Origin of the sequence: Polynucleobacter sp. AP-Titi-500A-B4 (assembly GCF_018688095.1) — a bacterium.
In the GTDB taxonomy this organism is placed as follows: domain Bacteria; phylum Pseudomonadota; class Gammaproteobacteria; order Burkholderiales; family Burkholderiaceae; genus Polynucleobacter.
This window is the reverse complement of record NZ_CP061311.1, coordinates 1,163,091-1,185,731: the sequence shown is the minus strand read 5'-3', so window position 1 is coordinate 1,185,731 and position 22,641 is coordinate 1,163,091. Positions and strand designations below refer to the sequence as shown.

At 46.6% G+C, this 22,641-nt stretch carries 22 protein-coding genes and 1 tRNA gene; 15 read left to right on the top strand and 8 right to left on the bottom strand.

Features of this window, described 5'->3' with window-relative positions:
- The first annotated feature begins 7 nt into the window (after positions 1–7).
- Genes FD968_RS10600 through FD968_RS06105 form a run of 3 tightly spaced genes read left to right on the top strand, consistent with a single transcriptional unit; the run spans position 8 to position 1,976 of the window.
- Positions 8–1,345, top strand: a complete 1,338-nt coding sequence (locus tag FD968_RS10600; RefSeq protein WP_215364658.1) for an ATP-dependent RecD-like DNA helicase — start codon at positions 8–10, stop codon at positions 1,343–1,345.
- A gap of 44 nt (positions 1,346–1,389) precedes the next feature.
- Positions 1,390–1,650 (top strand): AbrB/MazE/SpoVT family DNA-binding domain-containing protein, encoded by a 261-nt coding sequence (locus FD968_RS06110; RefSeq protein WP_371817729.1) that lies wholly within the window; start codon positions 1,390–1,392, stop codon positions 1,648–1,650.
- A gap of 5 nt (positions 1,651–1,655) precedes the next feature.
- A complete protein-coding gene (locus FD968_RS06105) occupies positions 1,656–1,976 on the top strand; it encodes a type II toxin-antitoxin system PemK/MazF family toxin (RefSeq protein ID WP_215368073.1) in 321 nt (106 codons plus the stop codon).
- Between the two features lie 97 nt (positions 1,977–2,073).
- On the opposite strand, the gene FD968_RS06100 is transcribed toward FD968_RS06105, so the two are convergent.
- Both FD968_RS06100 and FD968_RS06095 read right to left on the bottom strand, forming a co-directional pair.
- Complete coding sequence (locus FD968_RS06100) at positions 2,074–3,663, bottom strand: gamma-glutamyltransferase family protein (RefSeq protein WP_215364656.1); 1,590 nt, start codon at positions 3,661–3,663, stop codon at positions 2,074–2,076.
- A 27-nt stretch (positions 3,664–3,690) separates the two neighbouring features.
- A complete protein-coding gene (locus FD968_RS06095) occupies positions 3,691–4,671 on the bottom strand; it encodes a tripartite tricarboxylate transporter substrate binding protein (RefSeq protein ID WP_215364654.1) in 981 nt (326 codons plus the stop codon).
- An 87-nt stretch (positions 4,672–4,758) separates the two neighbouring features.
- Here FD968_RS06095 and FD968_RS06090 point away from each other — a divergent pair, with 87 nt between their 5' ends.
- The 4 genes from FD968_RS06090 (at position 4,759) to FD968_RS06075 (ending at position 8,414) form a co-directional block, all read left to right on the top strand.
- Positions 4,759–6,111 (top strand): aminotransferase class III-fold pyridoxal phosphate-dependent enzyme, encoded by a 1,353-nt coding sequence (locus FD968_RS06090; RefSeq protein WP_215364652.1) that lies wholly within the window; start codon positions 4,759–4,761, stop codon positions 6,109–6,111.
- 71 nt (positions 6,112–6,182) lie between these two features.
- Positions 6,183–7,058, top strand: a complete 876-nt coding sequence (locus tag FD968_RS06085) for an oxaloacetate decarboxylase (protein ID WP_215364650.1) — start codon at positions 6,183–6,185, stop codon at positions 7,056–7,058.
- 19 nt (positions 7,059–7,077) lie between these two features.
- Complete coding sequence (locus FD968_RS06080; RefSeq protein ID WP_215364648.1) at positions 7,078–8,055, top strand: tripartite tricarboxylate transporter substrate binding protein; 978 nt, start codon at positions 7,078–7,080, stop codon at positions 8,053–8,055.
- Positions 8,056–8,099: 44 nt separating this feature from the next.
- The gene (locus FD968_RS06075; protein ID WP_215364647.1) at positions 8,100–8,414 is read left to right on the top strand and encodes a HigA family addiction module antitoxin; all 315 of its coding nucleotides are present in this window, start codon (positions 8,100–8,102) and stop codon (positions 8,412–8,414) included.
- 2 nt (positions 8,415–8,416) lie between these two features.
- Here the strand turns inward: FD968_RS06075 and FD968_RS06070 are convergent, their stop codons facing one another.
- Both FD968_RS06070 and FD968_RS06065 read right to left on the bottom strand, forming a co-directional pair.
- Entirely contained in the window at positions 8,417–9,145 is a 729-nt protein-coding gene (locus tag FD968_RS06070) for an LrgB family protein (RefSeq protein ID WP_215364644.1), read from the bottom strand.
- Entirely contained in the window at positions 9,138–9,443 is a 306-nt protein-coding gene (locus FD968_RS06065) for a CidA/LrgA family protein (RefSeq protein WP_251367514.1), read from the bottom strand. The genes FD968_RS06070 and FD968_RS06065 overlap by 8 nt, the downstream gene beginning before the upstream one ends.
- 202 nt (positions 9,444–9,645) lie before the next feature.
- Between FD968_RS06065 and FD968_RS06060 the strand changes: the two genes are divergently transcribed.
- The 6 genes from FD968_RS06060 to soxA all read left to right on the top strand — a co-directional run bounded on the left by FD968_RS06060 (position 9,646) and on the right by soxA (position 14,384).
- A complete protein-coding gene (locus FD968_RS06060; RefSeq protein ID WP_215364639.1) occupies positions 9,646–10,095 on the top strand; it encodes a (2Fe-2S)-binding protein in 450 nt (149 codons plus the stop codon).
- 9 nt (positions 10,096–10,104) lie between these two features.
- On the top strand, positions 10,105–12,321 hold the full coding sequence (locus tag FD968_RS06055) for a xanthine dehydrogenase family protein molybdopterin-binding subunit (RefSeq protein WP_215364637.1): 2,217 nt from the start codon (positions 10,105–10,107) through the stop codon (positions 12,319–12,321).
- Between the two features lie 25 nt (positions 12,322–12,346).
- The gene (gene soxX, locus FD968_RS06050) at positions 12,347–12,790 is read left to right on the top strand and encodes a sulfur oxidation c-type cytochrome SoxX (RefSeq protein ID WP_215364635.1); all 444 of its coding nucleotides are present in this window, start codon (positions 12,347–12,349) and stop codon (positions 12,788–12,790) included.
- A complete protein-coding gene (locus tag FD968_RS06045) occupies positions 12,787–13,272 on the top strand; it encodes a SoxY-related AACIE arm protein (RefSeq protein ID WP_215364633.1) in 486 nt (161 codons plus the stop codon). Before soxX ends, FD968_RS06045 begins: the two co-directional genes overlap by 4 nt.
- 9 nt (positions 13,273–13,281) lie before the next feature.
- Positions 13,282–13,611: a thiosulfate oxidation carrier complex protein SoxZ gene (locus FD968_RS06040; RefSeq protein WP_215364632.1), complete on the top strand. Its 330-nt coding sequence runs from the start codon at positions 13,282–13,284 to the stop codon at positions 13,609–13,611.
- Between the two features lie 71 nt (positions 13,612–13,682).
- On the top strand, positions 13,683–14,384 hold the full coding sequence (gene soxA, locus FD968_RS06035; protein WP_251367513.1) for a sulfur oxidation c-type cytochrome SoxA: 702 nt from the start codon (positions 13,683–13,685) through the stop codon (positions 14,382–14,384).
- A gap of 24 nt (positions 14,385–14,408) precedes the next feature.
- Here the strand turns inward: soxA and purU are convergent, their stop codons facing one another.
- The 4 genes from purU to FD968_RS06015 form a co-directional block, all read right to left on the bottom strand.
- Positions 14,409–15,263, bottom strand: coding sequence for a formyltetrahydrofolate deformylase (gene purU / locus FD968_RS06030; protein WP_215364627.1), 855 nt, complete (start codon positions 15,261–15,263; stop codon positions 14,409–14,411).
- Between the two features lie 75 nt (positions 15,264–15,338).
- Positions 15,339–15,701 carry a hypothetical protein gene (locus tag FD968_RS06025; RefSeq protein ID WP_215364625.1) on the bottom strand — a complete coding sequence of 121 codons (363 nt, stop codon included), beginning with the start codon at positions 15,699–15,701 and terminating at the stop codon, positions 15,339–15,341.
- A gap of 10 nt (positions 15,702–15,711) precedes the next feature.
- Positions 15,712–16,119, bottom strand: a complete 408-nt coding sequence (locus FD968_RS06020) for a surface-adhesin E family protein (protein WP_215364623.1) — start codon at positions 16,117–16,119, stop codon at positions 15,712–15,714.
- Positions 16,120–16,187: 68 nt separating this feature from the next.
- On the bottom strand, positions 16,188–18,647 hold the full coding sequence (locus tag FD968_RS06015) for a penicillin acylase family protein (RefSeq protein ID WP_215364622.1): 2,460 nt from the start codon (positions 18,645–18,647) through the stop codon (positions 16,188–16,190).
- Positions 18,648–18,790: 143 nt separating this feature from the next.
- Between FD968_RS06015 and FD968_RS06010 the strand changes: the two genes are divergently transcribed.
- Together FD968_RS06010 and FD968_RS06005 are read left to right on the top strand one after the other, a co-directional pair.
- Positions 18,791–18,879 (top strand) — tRNA-Leu (locus FD968_RS06010).
- A 239-nt stretch (positions 18,880–19,118) separates the two neighbouring features.
- Complete coding sequence (locus tag FD968_RS06005) at positions 19,119–22,640, top strand: filamentous hemagglutinin N-terminal domain-containing protein (RefSeq protein ID WP_215364620.1); 3,522 nt, start codon at positions 19,119–19,121, stop codon at positions 22,638–22,640.
- Position 22,641 lies beyond the last annotated feature (1 nt).

Genomic DNA, 22,641 nt, shown 5'->3' with positions numbered 1-22,641 from the left:
TGTGCCCATGAGCCTTCCTGCTGAATCCATCTCTTCTGAAATCGAAATCACCCCTGATTACCAGGCAGTGATTGAGGCTATTGAGCGTCAAGATCCTTATATCTTTGTGAGCGGTAAAGCCGGCACTGGTAAAACAACCTTAATTGGTCATCTACGAGAAACTATCCCCGGTAATGTTGTCGTCGTTGCCCCAACTGGGGTGGCAGCGTTGCAAGTCAAGGGGGTGACGATTCATTCCTTCTTTAGACTGCCGCCACGCTTAATCTTTCCTGAAGAAGATATTAAGCCGCTGCGCGATAAGCGGCTCTATAAAGACATTCGTTTGCTCATCATTGATGAGATCTCCATGGTGCGTGCTGATGTAGTTGACGCTATGGATTTGTTCCTGCGTGAGAACGGCCCACAAAAAGGCAAGCCCTTTGGGGGCATTCAGGTAATGTTTGTGGGTGATCTGTTTCAATTGCCACCAGTAGTTTCAAGTGCGGATATGCAAGTGCTCGCTGATCGAGGTTACGAAGGGCCCTATTTCTTTTGTGCCATGGCTTTGCATCGTAAAGATGTCACTATGGTGGAGTTATCCAAGATCTTCCGCCAAAAAGATGAACACTTCGCTAGCCTCTTAAACCGCATTCGGATTAACCAAGGGGTGGAGGAGGCTATCGATACTCTTAATGCCCAGTGCTATCGCAAGGATGAGGTGCTTGATGAACAAACCATTACCTTGACCACTACCAATGCAAGGGCTGATCAGATCAATGGGGCGGGACTACGTGCCATTACGACTGATGGCAAGGTCTATGCAGGCAAAACGACTGGTAAGTTCAATATCGATGAGCGCAATCTGCCATCGCCCAATCATTTAGTGTTGAAAGTCGGCGCTAAGGTGATGTTCACTGCAACAGATCCAGGCTTTCCGAAGCGTTGGGTCAACGGCACGATTGGCGTAGTGCGTGAGTTACTTCCCGATAAGGTTAAGGTGATGGTGCAAAACGGGCCGTACTCAAATACCGTTGAAGTTACTGGCCATCAGTGGGAATCGTATCGTTACGATCACGACATGATGTCAGGCAAGATTTCGCCGAGCATTATCGGTACTTATGTGCAGATACCGCTTATGCTGGCTTGGGCTGTCACCATTCATAAGAGTCAAGGCAAGACCTTGGATAAGGTCAAAGTAGATCTCTCATCTGGAGCGTTTGCATCAGGACAGGTTTATGTGGCCCTAAGCCGCTGCAAAACCATTGAGGGCATTTCTCTACAAAGACCGATTGAACCCAGGGATGTGAGTTGCGATCAAGAGATCAAACGCTTTTATATGAATTGCCTACCCACCAAGTTTAAATGATCAGTTTGACTTCTGGTCAAATTTGTTATAACATTGTTATCACTATGAAAAAACAGTTGCACCTCCAAATTCGGCAAATTGGTAACTCTCGTGGAGTGGTTATTCCAAAGGCTATCCTTGAGCAAGTCGGCTTTGAGGATGAGGCTGATTTGATTGTTGAGGGCAACAGACTAGTGTTAAGTAAGCCCCAAAAAAATCTCCGCCAAGGCTGGGCTGAGGCTTCAAAAGTCATTGCTGAGGCTGGTGAGGACAAATTAGTGTTGGGTGACTTTATGAACGAAGGTGATGAGGACTGGGTTTGGTAAAAAGTATCGTTTCACGCGGAGATATTTGGCTCATTAATTTAGATCCAACGAAAGGTAGCGAGATTAAAAAGACTCGACCATGCATCATTGTGTCTCCTCAAGAGATGCATGATTTTTTGCGAACAGTGATTATTGCGCCAATGACCACCAAAGGTTGTCAAGCACCTTATCGTTTGCCCATCACTCATGATGGCAAAAAAGGACTGGTATTGCTTGATCAGATAAGTACGATTGATAAAAGTCGCCTAGTAAAGCGACTTGGCTCAGTAAACAATAAATTATTAGGCGCTAGTTTGAATATTCTTCAAGCGGCATTCACCCTATAGGGCTTAAATTTCACGTCACTTCCTATGTTTGTGACTATGAAGCTTGTGATAGTTCCCTGGCAATTGGCTTATCAGATAAGTAAGTGATATTCAGGAATCAGAACCCAGCCGCCAATCCATCGCGGCGGTGATCGCTACCAGCAATATAGGCAGAGGCGACATCATCCGTTAACTTAGCAATTGCTTGTGCGCTACCAAAGTCCAGGCTATTGGCAGGCTGAACAGACACTTCATGCCCCATGGCTTTAAGTCCATCCACAATGCCTTGCGGCATAGATGCTTCAACTGTTAGTTTGCCAAGATCGTCAATACGCCAGCGTGGCGCATCAGAGCAGGCTTGTGGGTTGAGATACTCGTCAACAAACCGCATCACAAATTGAAGATGGCCTTGCGGTTGCATATTGCCGCCCATCACACCAAATGCCATTGCTGGCTTGCCATCTTTCGTTAAGAACGCGGGCAAGATGGTATGGAAAGGGCGCTTACCGGGAGCAACTTGATTAGGGTGGCCATCCATCAAACTAAAGCCCATGCCACGGTTGTGGAAGGCGATGCCGCCTGGAGCCACAACGCCAGAACCAAATCCTTTGAAGTTCGACTGAATATAGGAAATCATCATGCCGGATTCATCAGCTGCGCAAAGATAGACGGTGCCACCGGAATGAGGATCACCGGGGCCATAGCTGCCAGCCTTACTGTGATCAATCAATGCAGCACGACTTGCTAAGTAGTCACGATCCAAGAGACTTGACGCTGGAACTTCCATCGATCGTGCATCTGATACATAAGCATAGGCATCGGCAAATGCCATGCGCATCGCTTCTATTTGTAAATGAATACGTTGTGCTGAATTCGCAGGATATTGTTTGGCATTGGCGGCTTGCAAAATACCCAAAGCCATTTGTGCGGCAATGCCTGAACCATTGGGTGGAATTTCTAGGAGGGTGTGGTCCCCATAATCAAAGGCGAGGGGTTCCACCCAATCTGGTTTGTTATCAGCAAAGTCTTGCATCGTGAAGCAACCACCAGTCGCCTTGGCAAAATCCACCATGCTTTGAGCTATAGGGCCTTTATAGAAAGACTCCCCTTCGGTAGCCGCAATTTCTTTTAAGGTCTTTGCTTGAGCGGGGTATTTCCATATCTGACCAGCCTGAGGAGCTTTGCCATCAATCAAAAATGATTCGCTAAAGCCCGGTTGATTTTTCAGAATCGGAATGGCTTCACGCCATTGGCGTGCAATCACCGGAGAAACCGGAAAACCATTTTCTGCATAGTCAATTGCACGCTTAAAGAGTTGCGCAAAGGGCAACTTGCCAAATTTTCTAGAGAGTTCAATCCAACCAGCGACCATTCCCGGAACGGTGACAGTATTCCAGCCAATGAGATCCATTGCGGACTTGCCTGAAAAATATTCAGGAGTCCAGGCTGCAGGTGCACGACCTGAAGCATTCAGGCCATGAATTTTTTTACCGTCCCACAAAATAGCAAAGCCATCACCACCAAGCCCATTCATGGTTGGCTCAACTACGGTCAGGGTGATCGCTGTTGCGAGTGCAGCATCGACTGCATTTCCTCCTTTTTGCAAGGCCTCAATACCGGCTTGGGTTGCTAAAGGCTGTGAACTGGCAACCGTATTTCTGGCGAGTACTGGAGCGCGACCACCGCCAAATGGGGGAGAAATGAGCATGGATTTACTTATAAGGGTGAAGCATGATTAATCAACTTTGATATTCGCTGACTTTACTACTTTCGTCCATTTGTTTGCTTCTTCGGCAGTAATTTCAGCCAACTTCTCAGAATTGGCAAACTGTGGATGAATACCTTGCGCCGCCATCCGCGCTTTGAAGTCAGGATTGGTCAGAATTTTGCGAATCTCGCGCTCTAGCTTACCCACGACGGCTGGTGAAGTGCCTTTAGGAAGAAAAACAGCATAAAAATTCTCGACATCAAATTGCTTCATGCCATCTTGCCCTAGGGTTGGGACATTGGGCATCAAGGGTGAGCGTTCTGCAGCAGCAATTGCAATCGGGCGAAGCTTACCGCTTTGTATATGTGGTAATGAAGCAGTTACGCTATCAAACATCATCAAGGTATTGCCGGCAATCAGGTCTGGCAAGGCGAAACTACTACCCTTATAAGGGATATGCGTGCCAGTTGCGCCAATACGTTGCATGAATAGGGTGGACTCTAGATGCGAGAGACTGCCATTACCTTGGGATGCATAGTTGAAGTCTCCCTTTTTGGATTTGATAAAAGCAATCAGCTCAGGCAGATTTTTTGCTGGAACTGTAGGGTTCACCACAATTAAGTGGGGAATGGTTCCAATTAAAGCCACCGGCACAAAATCTTTTTGTAAATCAGCAGGGGGATTTTTAAATAATGCCGAAGAAATCGATTGGTTAGTCAGTGCGCTAATGTGAATGGTGTAGCCATCTGGCGCTGCTTTAGCAGCCGCTTGCAAACCTATCATGCCCCCAGCACCAGGTTTATTTTCTACCACGATCGACTGCCCAAGGGCTTCAGCCAAAGGAGCAGTCACGCTACGCGCAAAGATGTCTGTAGAACCGCCCGCTGGAAAGGAAACAATTGCCACCATGGGTTTTTTAGGCCAATCAGTCTCTGGTGCAGCAAATGCGGTGTTCAATAAACCCAAGAGGGTGCAAGTGCTCAAAAAGAGGGATTTAAAGATCGTCATTTCAAGGTCCGTAAGTTCAAAGGGTCAATGGGTAATATAGTATTGGATATTCATAAAACAGATTGATACAGACTACAAGAGACATTCATGACGGCAGCAAATAAAACATTAAACGGTGTAGATATGTCAGCCTATTGGCTGCCATTTACGCCGAACCGCTACTTTCATCAGCATCCGAAGATCATGCAGTCTGCTAAGGGAGCTTACTACTATGACGATCATGGTCGTAAGCTGTTTGATGGCCTTTCTGGGCTGTGGTGCTCACCATTGGGGCATGCTGATCCACGAATTGGTGCAGCCATCTCTAAGCAATATGAAACCATGGATTATTGCCCAGCCTTTCAGATGGCTAGTGAGGCCACATTTAGCTTGGCCACTCGTATTGCTAACATGGCCCCAGCAGGTTTAGACAAAGTCTTTTTTACGAACTCTGGTTCTGAGGCAGTAGATACAGCGCTAAAGATTGCGATCGGTTATCACCGCGTGATGGGTAATGCTTCGCGCATTCGGATGATTGGTCGTGATCGTGCGTATCATGGCGTTGGTATAGGTGGCATCTCTGTTGGCGGAATGGTAGCCAACCGGAAAATGTTTGCCAGCATGATGATGCCCGGAGTAGATCATCTGCCACACACGCTGAACCTATCGCAAATGGCATTTTCAAAAGGACAGCCTACCTGGGGCGCACACCTTGCCGATGAATTAGAAAAGATTGTGGCCTTGCATGATGCCAATACGATTGCCGCTGTCATTCTCGAGCCGGTACAGGGTTCAACGGGTGTGATCGTTCCGCCTGAAGGTTATCTCCAAAAGATCCGAGAGATCTGTACCAAACATGGCATCTTGTTAATTTTTGATGAAGTCATTACTGGCTTTGGTCGTTTGGGGGCAAACTTTGGCGCTGACCGATTTGGTGTCATGCCCGACATGATTACGTTTGCTAAAGCGATCACAAATGGGGTAATTCCATTGGGTGGCGTGATCGTTCGCGGCGACATCTATGACAGCATTATTGGCAATGGCGGGCAAGAGCAGGCGATTGAGTTCTTCCACGGCTATACCTATTCAGGCCATCCTATTCCAACGGCTGCGGGTCATGCAGTATTGGATATTTTTGAATCAGATGACTTAGTCAATCGCGCTAAAGCACTAGAACCCGTCTTAGAAAATGGCCTCCATGCCATGAAGGGTAAGAGCGGCGTGCTAGATATTCGGAACTTTGGTTTATCGGGCGCAGTGGAGCTTGATCCTGTCCCAGGTAAACCTGGTCTACGCGCTCTCAAGGTGCTAGAAGCCTGTATTGAAAGAGGTGCTCTGGTGCGTGTTGCAGGAGATGTCATTGCCGTTGGGCCTCCATTTATCTCAGAGCCCAAAGAAGTGGAATTCTTATGCAGCGTATTGGGTGATGCGGTGGATGCGGCAATGAAAATCAATGCATAGTAGATCATCAGAATAAGCAGAAGAATAAGCAGAAAAATCAGCAGAAAAATAATCGATAAAGCAGGGGGCATATGACTACTCAGAGAGATTTATTTAATCAGCGACTCAGCAAGCCAGGGTTGATCGTGGCGCCTGGGGTTTATGAGATGGTTTCATTGCGCCTGGCTGATCGTATGAATTTTGATGCACTCTATATGACAGGTTATGGCACTGTAGCGTCATTGCTCGGTCTGCCAGACGCTGGATTGGCTACCTATACCGAAATGGTTGGCAGGGTAACTGCTATGGCCACAATGGCTAAGACCCCATTGATTGCGGATGGCGATACGGGTTATGGCGGCTTATTAAATGTCCGTCACACCATTCGCGGTTACGAAGCCGCGGGCGCTGTTGCGATTCAACTGGAGGATCAAGAGTTCCCTAAAAAATGTGGACACACTCCAGGTCGTAGAGTGATTCCGATGGAAGATATGGTGAAAAAAATTGAAGTGGCTGTTGCATCGCGCACGGATCCCAACTTCAAAATCATTGCAAGGACTGATGCGAGAACTACGCTTGGTTTAGATGAAGCACTGCGTCGTGGCGAAGCTTATGCTCGCGCTGGTGCAGATATTTTGTTTATTGAATCACCTGAAACTCAGGAAGAAATGCAGCGCATCGGAAAGACCTTTCCAAATCACCCATTGATTGCCAATATGGTGGAAAAGGGCAGAACACCAGTTCTTTCTAAGGCGGAGTTGGAGCAGTTAGGCTACAAGATCGCTATTTTTCCAGTGACCGCATTGCTAGCTTCTGTTCAAGCAATGACCAAGGTATATGAGCACTTTAAAGACTCAGGATCATCTATTAATAACCCGGTTGATTTATATGACTTTGGAGATCTATCTAAGTTAATGGGCTTTGAGGATGTTTGGGAATTTGAAAAGCGTTTTGTTGAGACGAAGTAAAACTAGATAAAGGTTTGCCATGAAATTGCACCGTTATTTCTCGTCCGCCATTTTTCTGCTTGTAGCCATGATTCCATTGGCTAGTTTTGCGCAGTCCAATTACCCCAATCGACCGATTCGTTTAATCATCCCATTTACACCAGGGGGTGTGACCGATACTTCAGGTCGCTTTATTGCAGAACAACTGTCTTTAAAGCTGGGTCAACAAGTCATTGCGGATAACAAACCAGGCGCCTCTGGGAATATCGGTACACAGATGGTTGCATCGGCTGAGCCAGATGGCTACACCTTGTTATTGGGGTATGCAGGCACATTATCGATTAACCCTTTACTCTCTGACAAAGTGCCATTTGATAGCGTCAAAGACTTTGCACCCATCGGAAAAATAGGCGATGCCATTTTGATCTTGGTGGCAAATAATGATTTTCAGGGTAAGACTTTATCTGACGTGATTACCATCTCTAAAAAAGATTCCAATGGCCTTTCTTATGGCACATCGGGTGCTGGAGGAACGCCACACATTGCTGGTGAGTTATTTAAGCAAAAGACGGGCGCGAACTTGGTTCATGTTCCCTATAAAGGGGGAGGCCAAGCTTTACTGGATTTACTGGGCGGCAATATTCCCCTGGTTTACACGGCAGTTGCCGGCGCAAATCAATACGTAGCAACAGGCAGGATTAAAGCGATTGCTGTATCGAGTGCAAAACGTAGTCCGAGCATGCCCGATGTACCAACTTTTATTGAAAGTGGCGTGAAGGATTTTGTAATTGATGATTGGGTTGGTTTATTGGCCCCAGCAAAAACACCTAAGCCGATTATTGCTAAATTGAATCAAGCCTTAAATGAGATCTTGAATTCTCCTGAAGGTAAGGCGAAGCTTTTATCGATGGGCATCTTCCCATCACCTGGAACCCCTGAAAAATTCGGTGAGCAAATTAAAGGTGACTTAGTACGATTTGCACCGATTGTGAAGGCTGCTCAAATTAAGTCAGAGTAATTAACCTCCACTTTTATGTGTGCTTTTGATGCTTACAATGCGTAATGAGAAAAATGCACAATCCACCTCATCCAGGACTCACATTGCGTGATGATGTCTTACCCGCCCTTGAGCTAACTGTAACAGCGGCTGCTGAACAGCTCGGAGTAACGCGTCCTGCGTTGTCACGTGTTTTAAATGGTAAAGCTGCGATATCGCCTGAGATGGCTCTACGCATTGAGGCATGGCTAGGCGTTGAGAATGGCGGTAGCGCTAGCATTTGGCTGGCTCAACAATCTGCTTACGATTTATGGAAGGCAAGAAAGACCATTAAGCCTAAAGTAAAGCACGCCAGGATTCCAGCATTGCATGCTGCGTAAGCTTATTTATTAAATAAGTGATAAATGATGGGTATGGCAACAGCACTAATCACGCCGTTCATACCCATTGCTAGGCTTGCATAAGTTCCTGCTTCAGGATGAATGCTAAATGCCCGTGAGGTACCAATGCCATGGGCGCCAATGCCAATTGCAAAACCTCTTTGCCACCATTCTTTCATCCCAAGTGCATTGAGGACAAAGGGCGCCAAGATTGCGCCTAATATTCCGGTGCTGACTGCAAAGATCGCAGTCAAGGTGGGCGATACCCCAATACGTTCGGCAATACCCATTGCAATGGGGGCGGTCACTGATTTTGGATACATTGCTCCGGTGATGCTGCTATCTGCACCCAAGAGGGTGGCAATTTCCACGGCACTCACGATAGAAATCAGCCCACCTGTGCAAAGCGAGGCAATCAATGGCAGTGATCGACCTTTGAGGCTGCTAAGGCCGCGATATATAGGGATAGCAAGCGATACGGTAGCAGAGCCCAGTAAGAAGTGAATAAATTGTGCGCCTTCAAAGTAAGTCGAGTAAGGCATTTCAATAAACTGAATGCTAGTCGCCACAATCACAATGGCAATTGCTACTGGGTTAGCCAAGGGATTTTGTTTGGTGTACTTATAAATACTCAGACCAATTTGATAAGCGGCCAGGGTAATAAAGAGTGCAAAGAGTGGGCTACCGGATAGATAGACCCAAATTTCTACAATGGAGTGTTTTTCACTCATTGCTAACCTTCGGTTTCTGACTTAAGAAACGTGCGACTAGGGCGCTAGACGCAATCGTCAGAATCACGCTAGCAACTAGTGCGGATATGATGGCCAGAGCATTAGCCTTGAGTTGGGGCAGAAACAAAACGACGCCAACGGCAGCGGGCACAAAAAGTAGGCCAAGATACTGGCTAAAACCGTCTGCAACCATAGCCAGCTCGGCATTAATTCCTTTTCGAATAACCAGCCAAGCTACTAGTAGAACTAGACCGATGACGGGACCAGGTAGGGTGGGGAGCAAAAACTTGGAAATCATTTCTCCAAGGCTTTGAAAAAGAAGGATCTGAACTAGTCCGGAAATCATGGATGGATCTTACAGGCTCTGATTTATGTTGCATAGCAATAAATTAATTCTTGAGTAAGATAAACACACGAAATAAATAGGGTTTTGATGTAAAACTCTATCAATAAAAAGTAGCAAAAGTAAAACAAGAACAGAGACGAATAGGAGACCACTCATGGCTGAGTTAAATGTCAATGGCAAGAAATACAAAGTAGATGTAGATCCAGATACCCCATTGCTATGGGTCATCCGTGAGCAAGTTGGACTCACTGGTACCAAATATGGTTGTGGCATCGGTGTGTGTGGTGCATGTACTGTGTTATTTGAAGGTCAAGCCATGCGCAGTTGCTCATTGCCAGTTTCTGCCGCTTATGGAAAGAAAATTGAAACCATTGAGAGCTTGGAAAAGAGCGGTCAACTTTCTAAAGTACAAAAAGCATGGGTTGATAACCAAGTGCCACAGTGTGGCTACTGCCAGTCTGGAATGGTGATGGCAACGACTGCTTTGTTGCGCAATAACCCAAAGCCAACAGACGCCCAAATCGATGAGTCGATTACCAATATCTGCCGTTGCGGCACTTTCCAACAAGTACGCGCAGCCATTCATGCTGCTAGCAAGGCTTAAGGAGGAATCATGACTACTACTATTAATACCTCCCGCCGTCATTTCGTTGTCGGCTCTAGTGCAATTGCAACTGGTCTCGCGATTGGCTTTGATTTATCTTTGATTTCCTCAGCAAATGCTGCAATGGGTACTGGTACAACTGCCATGACCCCATTGGCTAATCCAGAAATTGGCGTATGGGTAGTGGTTAAACCCAATGATGATGTGATTGTTCGCATCGTTCGCTCAGAAATGGGTCAGGGCACGATTACTGGTTTGGCGCAAATGGTTGCAGAAGAGCTGGAGTGCGATTGGAAAAAAGTTTCTTATGACTACCCATCTCCAGCAGAGAATTTAAAACGCAATAAAGTATGGGGCAGTTACTCTACTGGTGGCAGCCGCGGTATCCGTACTTCAGAACAGTATGTTCGTAAAGGAGGTGCTGCAGCGCGCATGATGTTAGTACAAGCAGCAGCTACCCAATGGAATGTTCCAGCCTCTGAGTGCGTTGCTGCTAACAGTGTTATTACGCATACGCCTTCTGGTCGCAAGACAACATTTGGTAAGGTCTCTGTTGCTGCTTCTCAACTAGAAGTACCGAAAGAGATTCCACTGAAAGATCCAAAAGCGTGGAAGCTCATTGGTAAGTCAGTCAATCGTATTGATGGCACAGCTGATAAAGTGACTGGCAAGCAAATTTATGCCATTGACTTGAAATTACCTGGCATGTTAGTTGCCAATATCAAAGAGTCTCCTGTATTTGGTGGCAAGGTCAAGAGTTATGACGCTGCCAAAGCACAGAGCATGAAGGGCGTTAAGAAAGTCGTTCAGGTAGGTGACTCAGCAGTAGCAGTAGTTGCTGATACCTTCTGGCAAGCTAAAACTGCGTTAGACCAAGTGAATATTGTTTGGGACAACGGCGCTAATGGCAACGTTTCCAGCGCTTCGATTCGTAAGATGTTGGAAGAGGGTCTGACAGCTGATGATGCATTTGCACACAATACCAATGGTGATGTGAAGGCCGCTTTATCAAGCGCTTCTAAAAAGATTGAAGCGACTTACTTTTATCCATTCTTGAACCACGCAACACTCGAGCCACAAACTGCTACGGCAAAATGGACGGCAGATTCTTGTGAAGCATGGGTGCCAACGCAAGACGGTGAAGCATCCTTAGCGGCAGTTATTGCTGCATCTGGTTTGCCTGCCGAGAAGTGCAATGTCTACAAGGTGAACTTGGGCGGTGGCTTTGGTCGCCGTGGCGCATTCCAGGACTACACCACTCAGGCGGTCAATATTGCCAAGCAAATGCCGGGTACACCGATTAAGTTGATTTGGACTCGTGATGAGGATATGACCCAAGGTCGTTACCATCCCGTGATGATGTGCAAGATGACCGCAGCTATTGATGACAAGAAAAATGTCACCGGTTTGAGTATGCGTCTATCTGGCCAGTCCATTTTGGCTGCTGTGCGTCCTGCGGTAGTGGCAGCCAATAAGGGTAAAGATCCTTTGGCATTCCAAGGTGTTGAGCCACTAGGCGAGCATGGCATCACTTATAGCTTCCCTAATCTCAATATTGACCATGCGATGCGCAACACTCACGTGCCTCCAGGTTTCTGGCGTGGCGTGAACGTTAACCAAAATGCTGTCTTTATTGAAACCTTCATGGATGAGTTGGCAGAAGCAACTGGCATGGATGCAGTTGAGTTCCGTCGCAAGCATATGAAAGAGTTTCCTCGCGCAGTGGCAGTATTGAATGCGGTTGCCGATGGCATTGGTTGGACAAAACCTGCTGCTCCAGGCGTCTATCGTGGGGTTGCGCAAATGCGCTCCTTCGGTAGTTACGTCGCTGCTGCCTGTGAACTCTCTGTAAAAAATGGCAATGAAGTGAAGATTCATCGCATTGTTGCCGCTACCGATCCAGGTTATGTTGTCAACCCAGCGCAAGTGGCACGACAGGTTTCAGGTTCATTTGTTTATGGCCTATCTGCTTTATTCGAAGAAGAAATCACGATCGAAAAAGGTGCGGTTGTCCAGAAGAATTTTGATACCTTCGGCTCCATTCGTTTGGCTCAAATGCCTCCCGTTGAAACCATCATCATCGAAGGTGGTGGCAAGGACTGGGGTGGAGTAGGTGAGCCTACAATTGCGGTAGCAGCGCCAGCAGTGCTTAATGCGTTCTACCGTGCAACTGGTAAGCGTTTGCGCGAAGTGCCATTGAAAAACAGCGGCATTAAGCTGGTATAAGCAATAGCACTGTGATTCGACGTTCATGAGAAAGAGGAGCGTACTAGCAGTACTCTTGTTAGTCGCCCTCAATCTCAACTCCGTTGCTGCGCAAACGATTGTCAATGGTGTCATTGCCGAATCACTGACTGCAACCCCAGGTGATCCGATGCGTGGGCGCGCTATTGTTGCCAGTCGTCAATCGGGACTATGTCTTTTATGTCATAGCGGACCATTTCCGGAGGAGCGCTTTCAGGGTAATTTAGCGCCTGAACTCAGTGCTAGTGTTGCTCGATATACCGCACCCCAACTCAGAGCCAGAATTGTGGATGCCAGTTACTTTAATTCTAAGACCATCATGCCAGCGTATTACCGTATCGATCATTTAAATCGCGTTGCTCCTAAATTTGCGGGGCAAACTATTCTCAATGGACAAGAAATTGAGGATGTTGTGGCGTTTTTACTTACCTTAAATACTAAGGTTCAATGATGTCTCAACATTCCATCGTGCAAAAAAGTCGTCGTGCTTGGTTTAAGCAGATCCAAAAGCTAAGTCTATTCTTGCTTGGTACCTGGTTCAGTCCTTTGACTGTATTCGCCAAAACCGAAGATGCGCAAAAAGCGATTCAAGAGATTACTGGCGGTAAGCCATTAATCAATGGCAAAGTGAATCTCGTGATTCCGCCACTTGTAGAGAACGGAAATTTGGTGGTACTTAAGGTGAGTGTTGAGAGCCCCATGACTGCCAATGATTACGTGAAGGCGATTCATGTGATTGCTGAAGGCAATCCATTGCCCAATATCTTTACTGTGTACCTAACACCTCGCTCAGGTACAGCTAACATCACTACTCGTGTCCGTTTAGCAGACAGTCAAATTGTGAGGGCTATTGCGCAGATGAATAACGGTAGTTTTTATCAAGGACAGGCAGAGACCTTGGTCACGCTTTCCGCATGTACTGAGATGGTGTAATGGAAGATTATGAGTAAAACTTCTCGCACCTCTATCACCATGCCTTCGAGCGCTAAGAAGGGCTCGATTATTGAAATTCGTGCAATTGCCCAGCACGATATGGAATCAGGCTTTCGCTATACAGAAGGGGGTAAGTTAATTCCCCGAGACATTATTCGTGTCTTTACTTGCACCTATAACAATGTTGAAGTATTTAAGGCAGATTTTTATTCCGGCATTGGTGCCAATCCACTCATCATCTTTACTACCATCGCAACCGAAACAGGTACCCTTGAATTTAGATGGACTGGTGATGATGGTTATGAAGCGGTTAATCAAGCCAACATCACTGTTTCATGAATGCGCGGCAGTTTCTAGTAGCATGCTGCATCACTAGTAGCACCCCGTTCGTCTCGGCTGCCCCTGATTCTGTGAAACAGAAGCCGCAGTCTAGTTATGAACTCATGTCTGCTGAGAATAAGGCAATGCAGGATGATTCCAGTCTTAATCCAGCGATTTTTTGGGTAGGAGATGGCGAAGTTCTCTGGAATAAGCCTTCTGATGAAAATAATCAATCCTGTGCGACTTGTCATGGCGATGCGAAGAAGTCTATGCGGGGTGTTGCGACTGTTTTTCCTAAAATCATCAAAGGAAAACTACAGACCATTGAGGGGCAAATCAATCAATGTCGAGTCAGTACACAGAGTCTTCCGGCGCTTGCTTATGAAAGTAAAGAGCTTTTGTCTTTAACAGCCTTCATTGCCTTTCAATCCAAGGGCATGCCAATCGCAGTTAAAGAAAGCCCTGCCAATAAACTAGCTCTGGAAAAAGGGCGCCAATCTTTTAATGAAAGAATGGGGCAACTCAACTTGTCTTGTGCCCAGTGTCATGAAGATAGGGCTGGCCTCAAATTGGGTGGCAGCCCTATTCCACAGGGCCATCCAAACGCTTATCCAATCTATCGTTTGGAATGGCAAACCTTAGGATCTGTGCAACGTCGCTTGCGTAACTGCATGAGCGGAGTCAGGGCGCAGCAATATGAGTACGGCTCGCCCGAGATGGCTCAGCTCGAATTATTTCTGATGTGGAGGGCTCGAGGACTGCCCCTAGAGTCTCCAGGGGTCAGACCTTAATCAAAAGCTTCTTACTGATGAGAATTAGTCAGAGAAGACGACGGATGTTGTGCCATTAATGAGGACGCGGTCATGCAAGTAGTAACGAAGAGCGCGCGAGAGCACGGTACGCTCCAAATCTCGACCTTTGCGCACTAAATCATCCGGTGTATCGCCGTGAGTAACGCGGGTGACGTCTTGCTCAATAATTGGACCTTCATCCAAATCGCTGGTCACAAAATGTGAGGTAGCGCCAATCAACTTAATGCCACGCGCATGGGCTTGGTGATAAGGCTTAGCACCCTTAAAGCTTGGTAGGAATGAGTGGTGAACGTTAATGCAGCGACCAGATAATTTGGTAGATAAATCATCTGACAGAATTTGCATATAGCGCGCCAGAATCACCATATCTACTTTAGAGTCTGCAATGATCTCTAGTAGCTTGGCTTCTTGAGCTGGCTTGGTCTCAGCAGTTACCGGTAGGTGATAAAAAGGGATATCAGCAAAATCAATGCTGTCATACACCTCTCTTGGGTGATTGGAAACAATGCCGCAGATGATCATAGGCAATTCACCAATACGCCAGCGGTACAAAAGATCTACTAGGCAGTGATCCAATTTAGATGCCATGATCAACACGCGCTTGAGATCTTTGACAGCACGCAGATTCCAAGTAAGCTCAAAACGCTTTGCAATCTCAGCAAAGCCTGAGCGCAAGGTATTGCCATCGGTAGGGCAGCTAAAACTCACGCGCATGAAAAAGCGCTTAGAAGCCTTGTCGTCAAACTGCTGGGCTTCTTCAATATCGCCCCCTGCCTGAAAGATATAAGTAGAAACGGCGGCTACGATGCCAGGTTTATTGGGACAGGTGAGAGTAAGGTAATAGTTTTCGATAGTCATTGCTTAAATAGTCAAGATTGCTGTTAATCCATGATTTTAGTCTCTGACCAACTGGTGGTCAGAGAATGCCCAGACCTATTGCCGAGCAGTCTCTTTGGCCTGATCAGTAGGGCCTGGCAAAGGGCTGCTGTTATCAATGACTCTTGGCAGCACAACCTCTTCACAGATAGGCTTAGGCCCGACAATATTGATAAAGCTACATTCTTTTTTAGTAGCGGCAGAGGCCGCATGCTCTAAAGGAGATTTGCCGGTAGTGACAGTGGAGGCAACGCTAGTTGCTGTCACTGGGTTGGCTACGGCAGCAGTTGCTGCGGTAGTGCCAGCAGAGCTAGCAGCAGCTGTGCCAGTACTTCCTAAAGCCGCTAAAGGAGCTGCGCATCCCTGCAGTAAAGCAAGATTCAGAAATAAGAGAAACCAAACCCAGAGTTTTAAGGGCATTCAGAAAAAACTATTTGGCGGTACAAACAGAATTAAATACCCCTGCTGTCCAAGAGCCGCTGACTACAGGCTCATATTTGCTATCAGGCGTATTGTTTTCTGAAACCAATGCGCCTGTACCTTTGTTACCAGAAAATTCTTTAAAGGCGATAGGGCGATAGCTCACAGTAGGGCAGTCGTATTCATTGAGGCCGATGATAGAGCTCACTGCTTTCTTATTGTTTGGGTTAACACCGGGTTTCTTGAAATCCAACATCGAGATGATTTGGGTTTTGTCACCCTGAGTTTGAACAGTGTCGAGATCGACGTACACCACCATCAGTTCGTTTGAACCTAATTCTTTCCATGCGGCATTGGCATTGCTAATAGGAAGTAATAAGGCTGAGGCAGTGAAGCTGGCGAGAAGGATTTTTTTCATTTCATGGCTTTCAAAAAGAGCTGATAGACGCTTTGGGAATATTTTATACGCCCTAGGGTGCCAATGAATCACTTATTGTTCAATTCCAGCGTCCGTTTGCTGGTTGCGGGTTTCATCTGTAAAGGCAGGTACTCATTCTTAGCCCAGAGGGGATTCATATTGCGATAAAGATTGCTTTGAACCCAGCCGGATTGACCTGCCTGGTAAATGAATTGGGATTTTTCTAGATCAGAAAAGTCATAGATGGCTCGCAGGCTTGGCGCCTGTAATGTTTCATACGGGTTGTTTGAGCGGAGTAACTCCAATCTACCTACGTTGATGGAATTACTATCACCAGGAAACGGCGTAGCTAAATTAAACATCTTGCCAAGCACTGGAACTTTACTCAAAGGACGATGCTCTGAGATGGCGATATGCGCTTTACCCCAAGTCCACTGTTTAGGATCATTGCCGTATTTATTGCTAAGGTAAGCGAGTGCTTTATTAAAGGCATCATTAGAGGCCTCTTGGCAAGTTTCGATTGCATCCGTTTTGGGATTGTCACACCATGGGCTATTGGGATTTCGTACTTGAGTAATCAATGCACCTCGATAATTGCGTTCACCATAATTTTCTGTGAACAAATAACCCAATCGTGAAAAGAGATTGCGTGTTAAGTGATCAGCCCAGGCATTAAATATCAATGCAGCCGCGCTATCCACTCGCATGTCGCCATTAAAGTCTTTTGAGGCTTCCATTCCCTGTGCTGCTAATGGATGAGTTGGGCTACTAGATTTGAATAAATCTAGTAGCGGTGTAGCGCCTAAGGAGATGGTGTCTGCCTGCATGGCTTTCATGTATTCGGCATCATGCGAGTTGCGTGATTTAATCAAATCCACAATCCGGTCATAACGCGCCGATAAGTCCCAATCTGCTGTTAGTGGGTTAGGGTCATTGTTAGCAATGATGCGTTGATTGGCAGTGGCTATCCAGCCTTGCTCAGGATTATTGCTAGCCGGTAATTGCTCAAAAGGAACATAGCCGTTCCAGTCATATTGCTTCTCCCAGCCAAGGGCTGGAGCCACACCATAGAGACCATGGTGTAGTGTGCGTTTGGGTGCAACCCCAGCAGCTTGATAGGCAATATTGCCTTCGCTATCTGCCATCACGACATTTTGCATGGGCGCATAATTTTTGCGTAGGGATTGCCTAAAGGAATCCAAATCCTTAGCGCGATTGATTTCTAGCAAGCCGGCAACAGATTGGTTTTCAATATCAAGAGCAGTCCAGCGTAATGACAGAGCAAACCGACTGGTATCAATGGCACGCTTTGCGCGTGCGTAAGAGTCTGAGATCACGGGGCCATGCCGGGTTTCTTTCACAATGAAATTAAGCGATGGAGCGCCTTTGATATCGATGATTTCTTGGCGAACTTTAAATGGCAGAAGGCCATCTGGACCGCGATACATGCCAGGATTTTTTTCATCAATGTGCTCGATGTACAAATCTTGGACATCAGGATTGGTGTTGGTAAAGCTCCAGGCAAATTTATCGGTTCTACCCAGTACTACCGCCGGAATTCCTGGGAGGGTGGCGCCAAGAACGTTGAGGCCAGGAGCATCTAGATGAGCAAAATACCAAATCGCAGGTGCTGACAGGCCTAAGTGGGGATCGTTGGCGAGCAATGGCTTGCCACTAGAGGTGAGTTTGCCACTGAGAGCCCAGTTATTTGAGCCAATACCATCCTTACCCCCAGGAAGATCAACATGACTAAGCTCCGTTGCAGGTAGTTTTTTGGATCGACTGTTGATGGGGCCAGCTTTAGGATTAAAGACATTGAGATCGCGATAGATCTTCGCGAAGTCCATATTAGTTACAGGCTCGCCAACTTCATAAGGTGGCATGACTTCCCAAATTTGCTTGGTTGTCAGAAATTGTGAGAGCTCAAGTCTTTGTAATTCTTTATGCCAGTTACCGCCCAGATCGTAAGCCATCATCAGCATCCAAGCAACGCTATCGGTTGGAGACCAATGGCCTGGTTTGGAGCCAGTTAAAAAATACTCAAGGGGTAGCGCCCAGCCGAGTTGAGTATTGCCGGCATTGACGCCATCGGCATAAGCTTGCAGTAAACGTTTTGCAGCGACTGGATATTTATCAAATTGCTGTTCAGCGGCGCGCTTGACTCCAAGCGTACGAATGAAGCGATCGATATTGACTGTCTCGCTACCCAAGATTTCAGAGAGGCGACCGCTAGCAATGCGGCGATTCATTTCCATTTGCCAGGAGCGTTCAGTCGCGTGCAAATAACCTAATGCAAAGAGAGCATCTGACTGGCTATTTGCTTTAATGTGCGGAATATCCGCCTCATCAAAAGTGACTACTACGCCATCCCCAAGGCTCTTGATGACGCGTTTACCTGATGGGCTAGACTGTGCTGAATAGAGGTAAGTTAAGGTGATGCCTAATGCCACCACTAGGGTGGTGCCAAGAGCCCAGGTGAGAGGGCGCAAGAACTGACGTAAACCTGCTAAATTACCATTGCGTTTCATTGAAGCATTTTAGTGTTTTTGGCTTTCCTTGCCCTGGATAGCCAGTCCCTTGGGCTTTGATCGCTTCCCATGATTCACTAGCCTTACATGCTAAAATTTGCCTTGTCTTGATTTATTTAGCGCGGCAGTGACTGCTAGTGCGAGCCCGAGTGGTGAAATCGGTAGACACAGCAGATTTAAAATCTGCCGACTCAAAAAAGTCGTGCCGGTTCGATTCCGGCCTCGGGCACCATCAATTAACCACTATCCCCTTTGAATCCCCTCTCTCGGATGCCTTTTTGGCAATATGGCGGGCACATTTTTGCTTAAATCCTAGTAAAATCATGGTACTAAACTACCAATTGAAAGTTATTGATTAATCCCTTGAGGATTTCATCCTCTCATTCTCTTGTTGGGCTTGACTCAACTTTTTCCTTAGGGATTAAGAGTGCATTAGCACTTTGTATTTTTCTTGTTGGTCATTCCAATGTAGTGCAAGCAGCTACACCAGCACCTCCGGTAAATGCATTACCAAGTAACGGTCAAGTGGTTGCTGGAAGTGCTGCAATTTCACAAACCCAAACTGCCAGCTCCGCAACCATGAATGTGAACCAAAGTTCGCAGCGTGCAGTGATTAATTGGGATAGTTTTAATGTTGGCAAGAATGCTACCGTTAACTTTAATCAGCCGAACGCTAATTCTGTAACACTCAATCGCGTGACTGGCGCCACTCAATCCTTGATTGATGGCGCGGTAAGAGCTAATGGCCAAATTATTTTTGTAAACCCAAATGGGGTCACGTTTGGTAAAGGCGCTGAAGTAAATGCAGCTGCGGTAGTGGCAACAACCCTGAACATGGCTAATCAAGAATTTATGGATGGCAAATCCAACTTTAAGGATGATGGCACTGGGGTTGGTAACAAAGCAGGCAAGATTATGAATCGTGGCACTATTCAAACGAATCAGATTGATCCGAATAGCGCAGAAGGTGGATTCATTGCTTTACTAGCCCCTGAGGTGCGTAACCAGGGCTACCTATTGGCCCAGAAGGGCGGGGCAGTCGCTCTTGGTTCTGGATCGCAGATTACTCTGAAGATTCAAGGTCAAAGTTTGCTAGCGATCAACGTAGATCAAGGTGTCTATAACGGCTTAATTGTTAATAAGCATGTTGTAGAGGCGCCAGGTGGTTTGGTGGTGATGGCAGCCGGCGTTGCAAATCAATTGATGTCTTCCGTTATTAAAAATACAGGGCGTATTTCAGCGAATGCTGCTATCAGCAATGGCGGTGTCATTGAGCTTGTTGCTAAAAATATTACGCAGGCAGGCCAAGTTACCGCTGATAGCCAAACATCCCAAGGCGGTCAAATCAATCTGGTTGGTAATGAGATCACGGTAGCGACTAACTCCAAGACAACGGCTACTGGTGCAATCGGTGGAGGACAAGTCAACATTGGTCTTGCAAGCACTAAAGTCAGTGGCGGATCTCAAGTGAATATCCCAATGCAGACTGCCATTAAGTTGAATGCTGATCGAGCATCAAGCAATAATCAATTGGCACAAACGGTCAATATCCAAGAGAATGCATTGATCGACACATCGGCAACACAAGCCGGTAATGGTGGTGCCATTGCAATCTGGTCGCAAGTTCAAACGACGGTAGCCGGCATTCTTAAGTCAATGGGTGGAGTCCTATCGGGTAATGGCGGTTTTATTGAGACCTCTTCCAAAGGATCGGTCAGCCTAGCCTCAACAGCAAACATCAATACCAGCGCCAATAACCAAACTGGTAAAGCAGGCACTTGGTTGCTAGATCCTATTAATTTGACGATTGATAGCACGGCAGCTGAAATCATTTCTAGTGTTTTATCGAGTAGCAATGTCACTATTGCAGTGACTAATGCAACCTCATCATGCCCTGGTGTTGGTGCTTGCACCCAAAACACCCTGACTAGTATGTCTAATTTGACAATTGCAGCTGATATTAAGAAAACGGGATCGTTGTATACCAAGTTGACTCTCTCGTCATCAGGAGACTTTAATCTGAATGCCAGTATTACTGGTCAGAATCTAGATGTCATTATTAACTCTTCGATTGCTTACTTAAATGTTGGAACGATTAGCGCAAGCAAGGTAACGATTCAGGCGCAAACAGAAATTCGCAATGCCAGTGTTATAGAAGTATCAAACTATCTGCTCGGCGGGCCTGCAGGCTCTCTTGGAAATGCAGTTGAACTATTGGCGCAAGCCATCTATGTAACTGGACGTATTGTTCTGAGCGGAAGTCTTCCTGCAGATCCGACTAATCGACTGGTAGGGGCAAATATTAATTCCATTGTAGATACGAATCTCGATAAGATTTATTCTGATAGATTAATAGTTATTCCTGCAACGCAGGCTGTAGGTAATGAGATTTACCTTACCGCAAGCCAGTCAATTTCTTTAGGGGCTGTGTCTCAAGTTGTGGCCGATGGAAATAATGGCGGCGCTATCTATCTTGCCGCTCCCACCATCAATAATTCTCTTGGAAGCTTAATTAGAGCTAATGGAGGCACTGGTGCTGGCGGCATCATTGGATTAAAAGGTAATCAAATTACCGCAAATGGAAATATTTATGCAAATGGTTCTACAGTTGGTGGCGCTATCACTTTGATCTCGAATAGCGGTTCACTAGACCTGCAGAATTCTATGATTCAGGCAATTGGTTCAACTAATGGAACCATTAATGCGCAAGTAACAGCAGTCTCTTCACTGCTTGTTACCAGTGGAACCCCTAGTGCTATCACTGGCCCAGCCCTTTATTCAAGTAATGTCCTTTTCTTGAGGGAGAATTTGCTCTCCGCTACAGTTGGCTCCGTAAATCTTGGTTATGAGATTTTGAATAGCGCCTTAACTGTTGTTCCTCTTGGATCTGGCATTTATGCAAATTTAGGAATTGCTGGAACACCAACTTACGTTAATGGTGCCGGGACTATCTCTAGTGCAGTATCTGCTGGCCCATACGCAAATCTGATTGTTCAAGGTTTGTCCTTGACTGGGGCAGATTCAGGAAAATATTTATTGGTTTTGGTTCCTGTCACACTTACAGTAGCCGCTGCGCCATCGCCGATAACAGCAGTACAAACAGCGACCTCAGTGATGGCTCCACCACCGCCTCCACCTCCGCCGGTAGTAGTGTTTGCTCCGCCATTGCCTGCACCAACCCCAGCTAAATTAGAAATTGCATCAGTGCTTGCTCCTATGGTTGCTCCTGCTCCTCCAGTCGCTGCAAACTCCCCGCCACCTGTAGCAGGTGGGGAAGCACCAATACCAATTTCAGCAAGGCCGCAGCCATTAGTCGCATTAGCCGATGGCACTATTCAGCTCACGCCAACTGCTCCATCTGCTAACCCGCCTGGATCACCACCTCCGGTTGCAGCTGCTAATCCACCCGCAAATCAGTCTGCACCTCCTGCTGCAGCTGCACCGCCGCCAGCAAGTCGTGCGTCTGCAAATAGAGAGGCAGCCAATAACAGCAACTCTGATCCAAGAAGGGTTGGAACTACTCGAGATGGTGTTGATAAAGCAGAGGTTAAAGATCGCTCTGTTAGGCCAAACAATGCTCCATCTAAATATGTGAGTAAGTATGCCAACGGCTTCCGCAATGGCGATAAGCCTGCACCGAAAGAGGGCTCAACTAAAACAGCTGCCGCAGATAAGCCAGCTTCCCCTTCAAGACAGGGTAAATACGATAACCGCATCAATGCCATGAACAATAGCTCGGCTGCCTTAATGGCGATGAGGCAGAATCCATTTGCGGGTACTATCTCTGCATTTCCGCCAGGGGTGCCACAGGCTGAGACGGCACCCATTGTTCTCAGGGGTGGGGATAGCCTAGCTCAGTCCTACGATGATGTACCATCGATACGTAATTCTGGGGTTGCAAACGTAGGTAAATCGCGCACCTCAGAAAATTTCCATGAAAGTCTTGAGTCGGTCAATCTGATGTCGACCCTGAATTTATTTATCATCCGTTAAA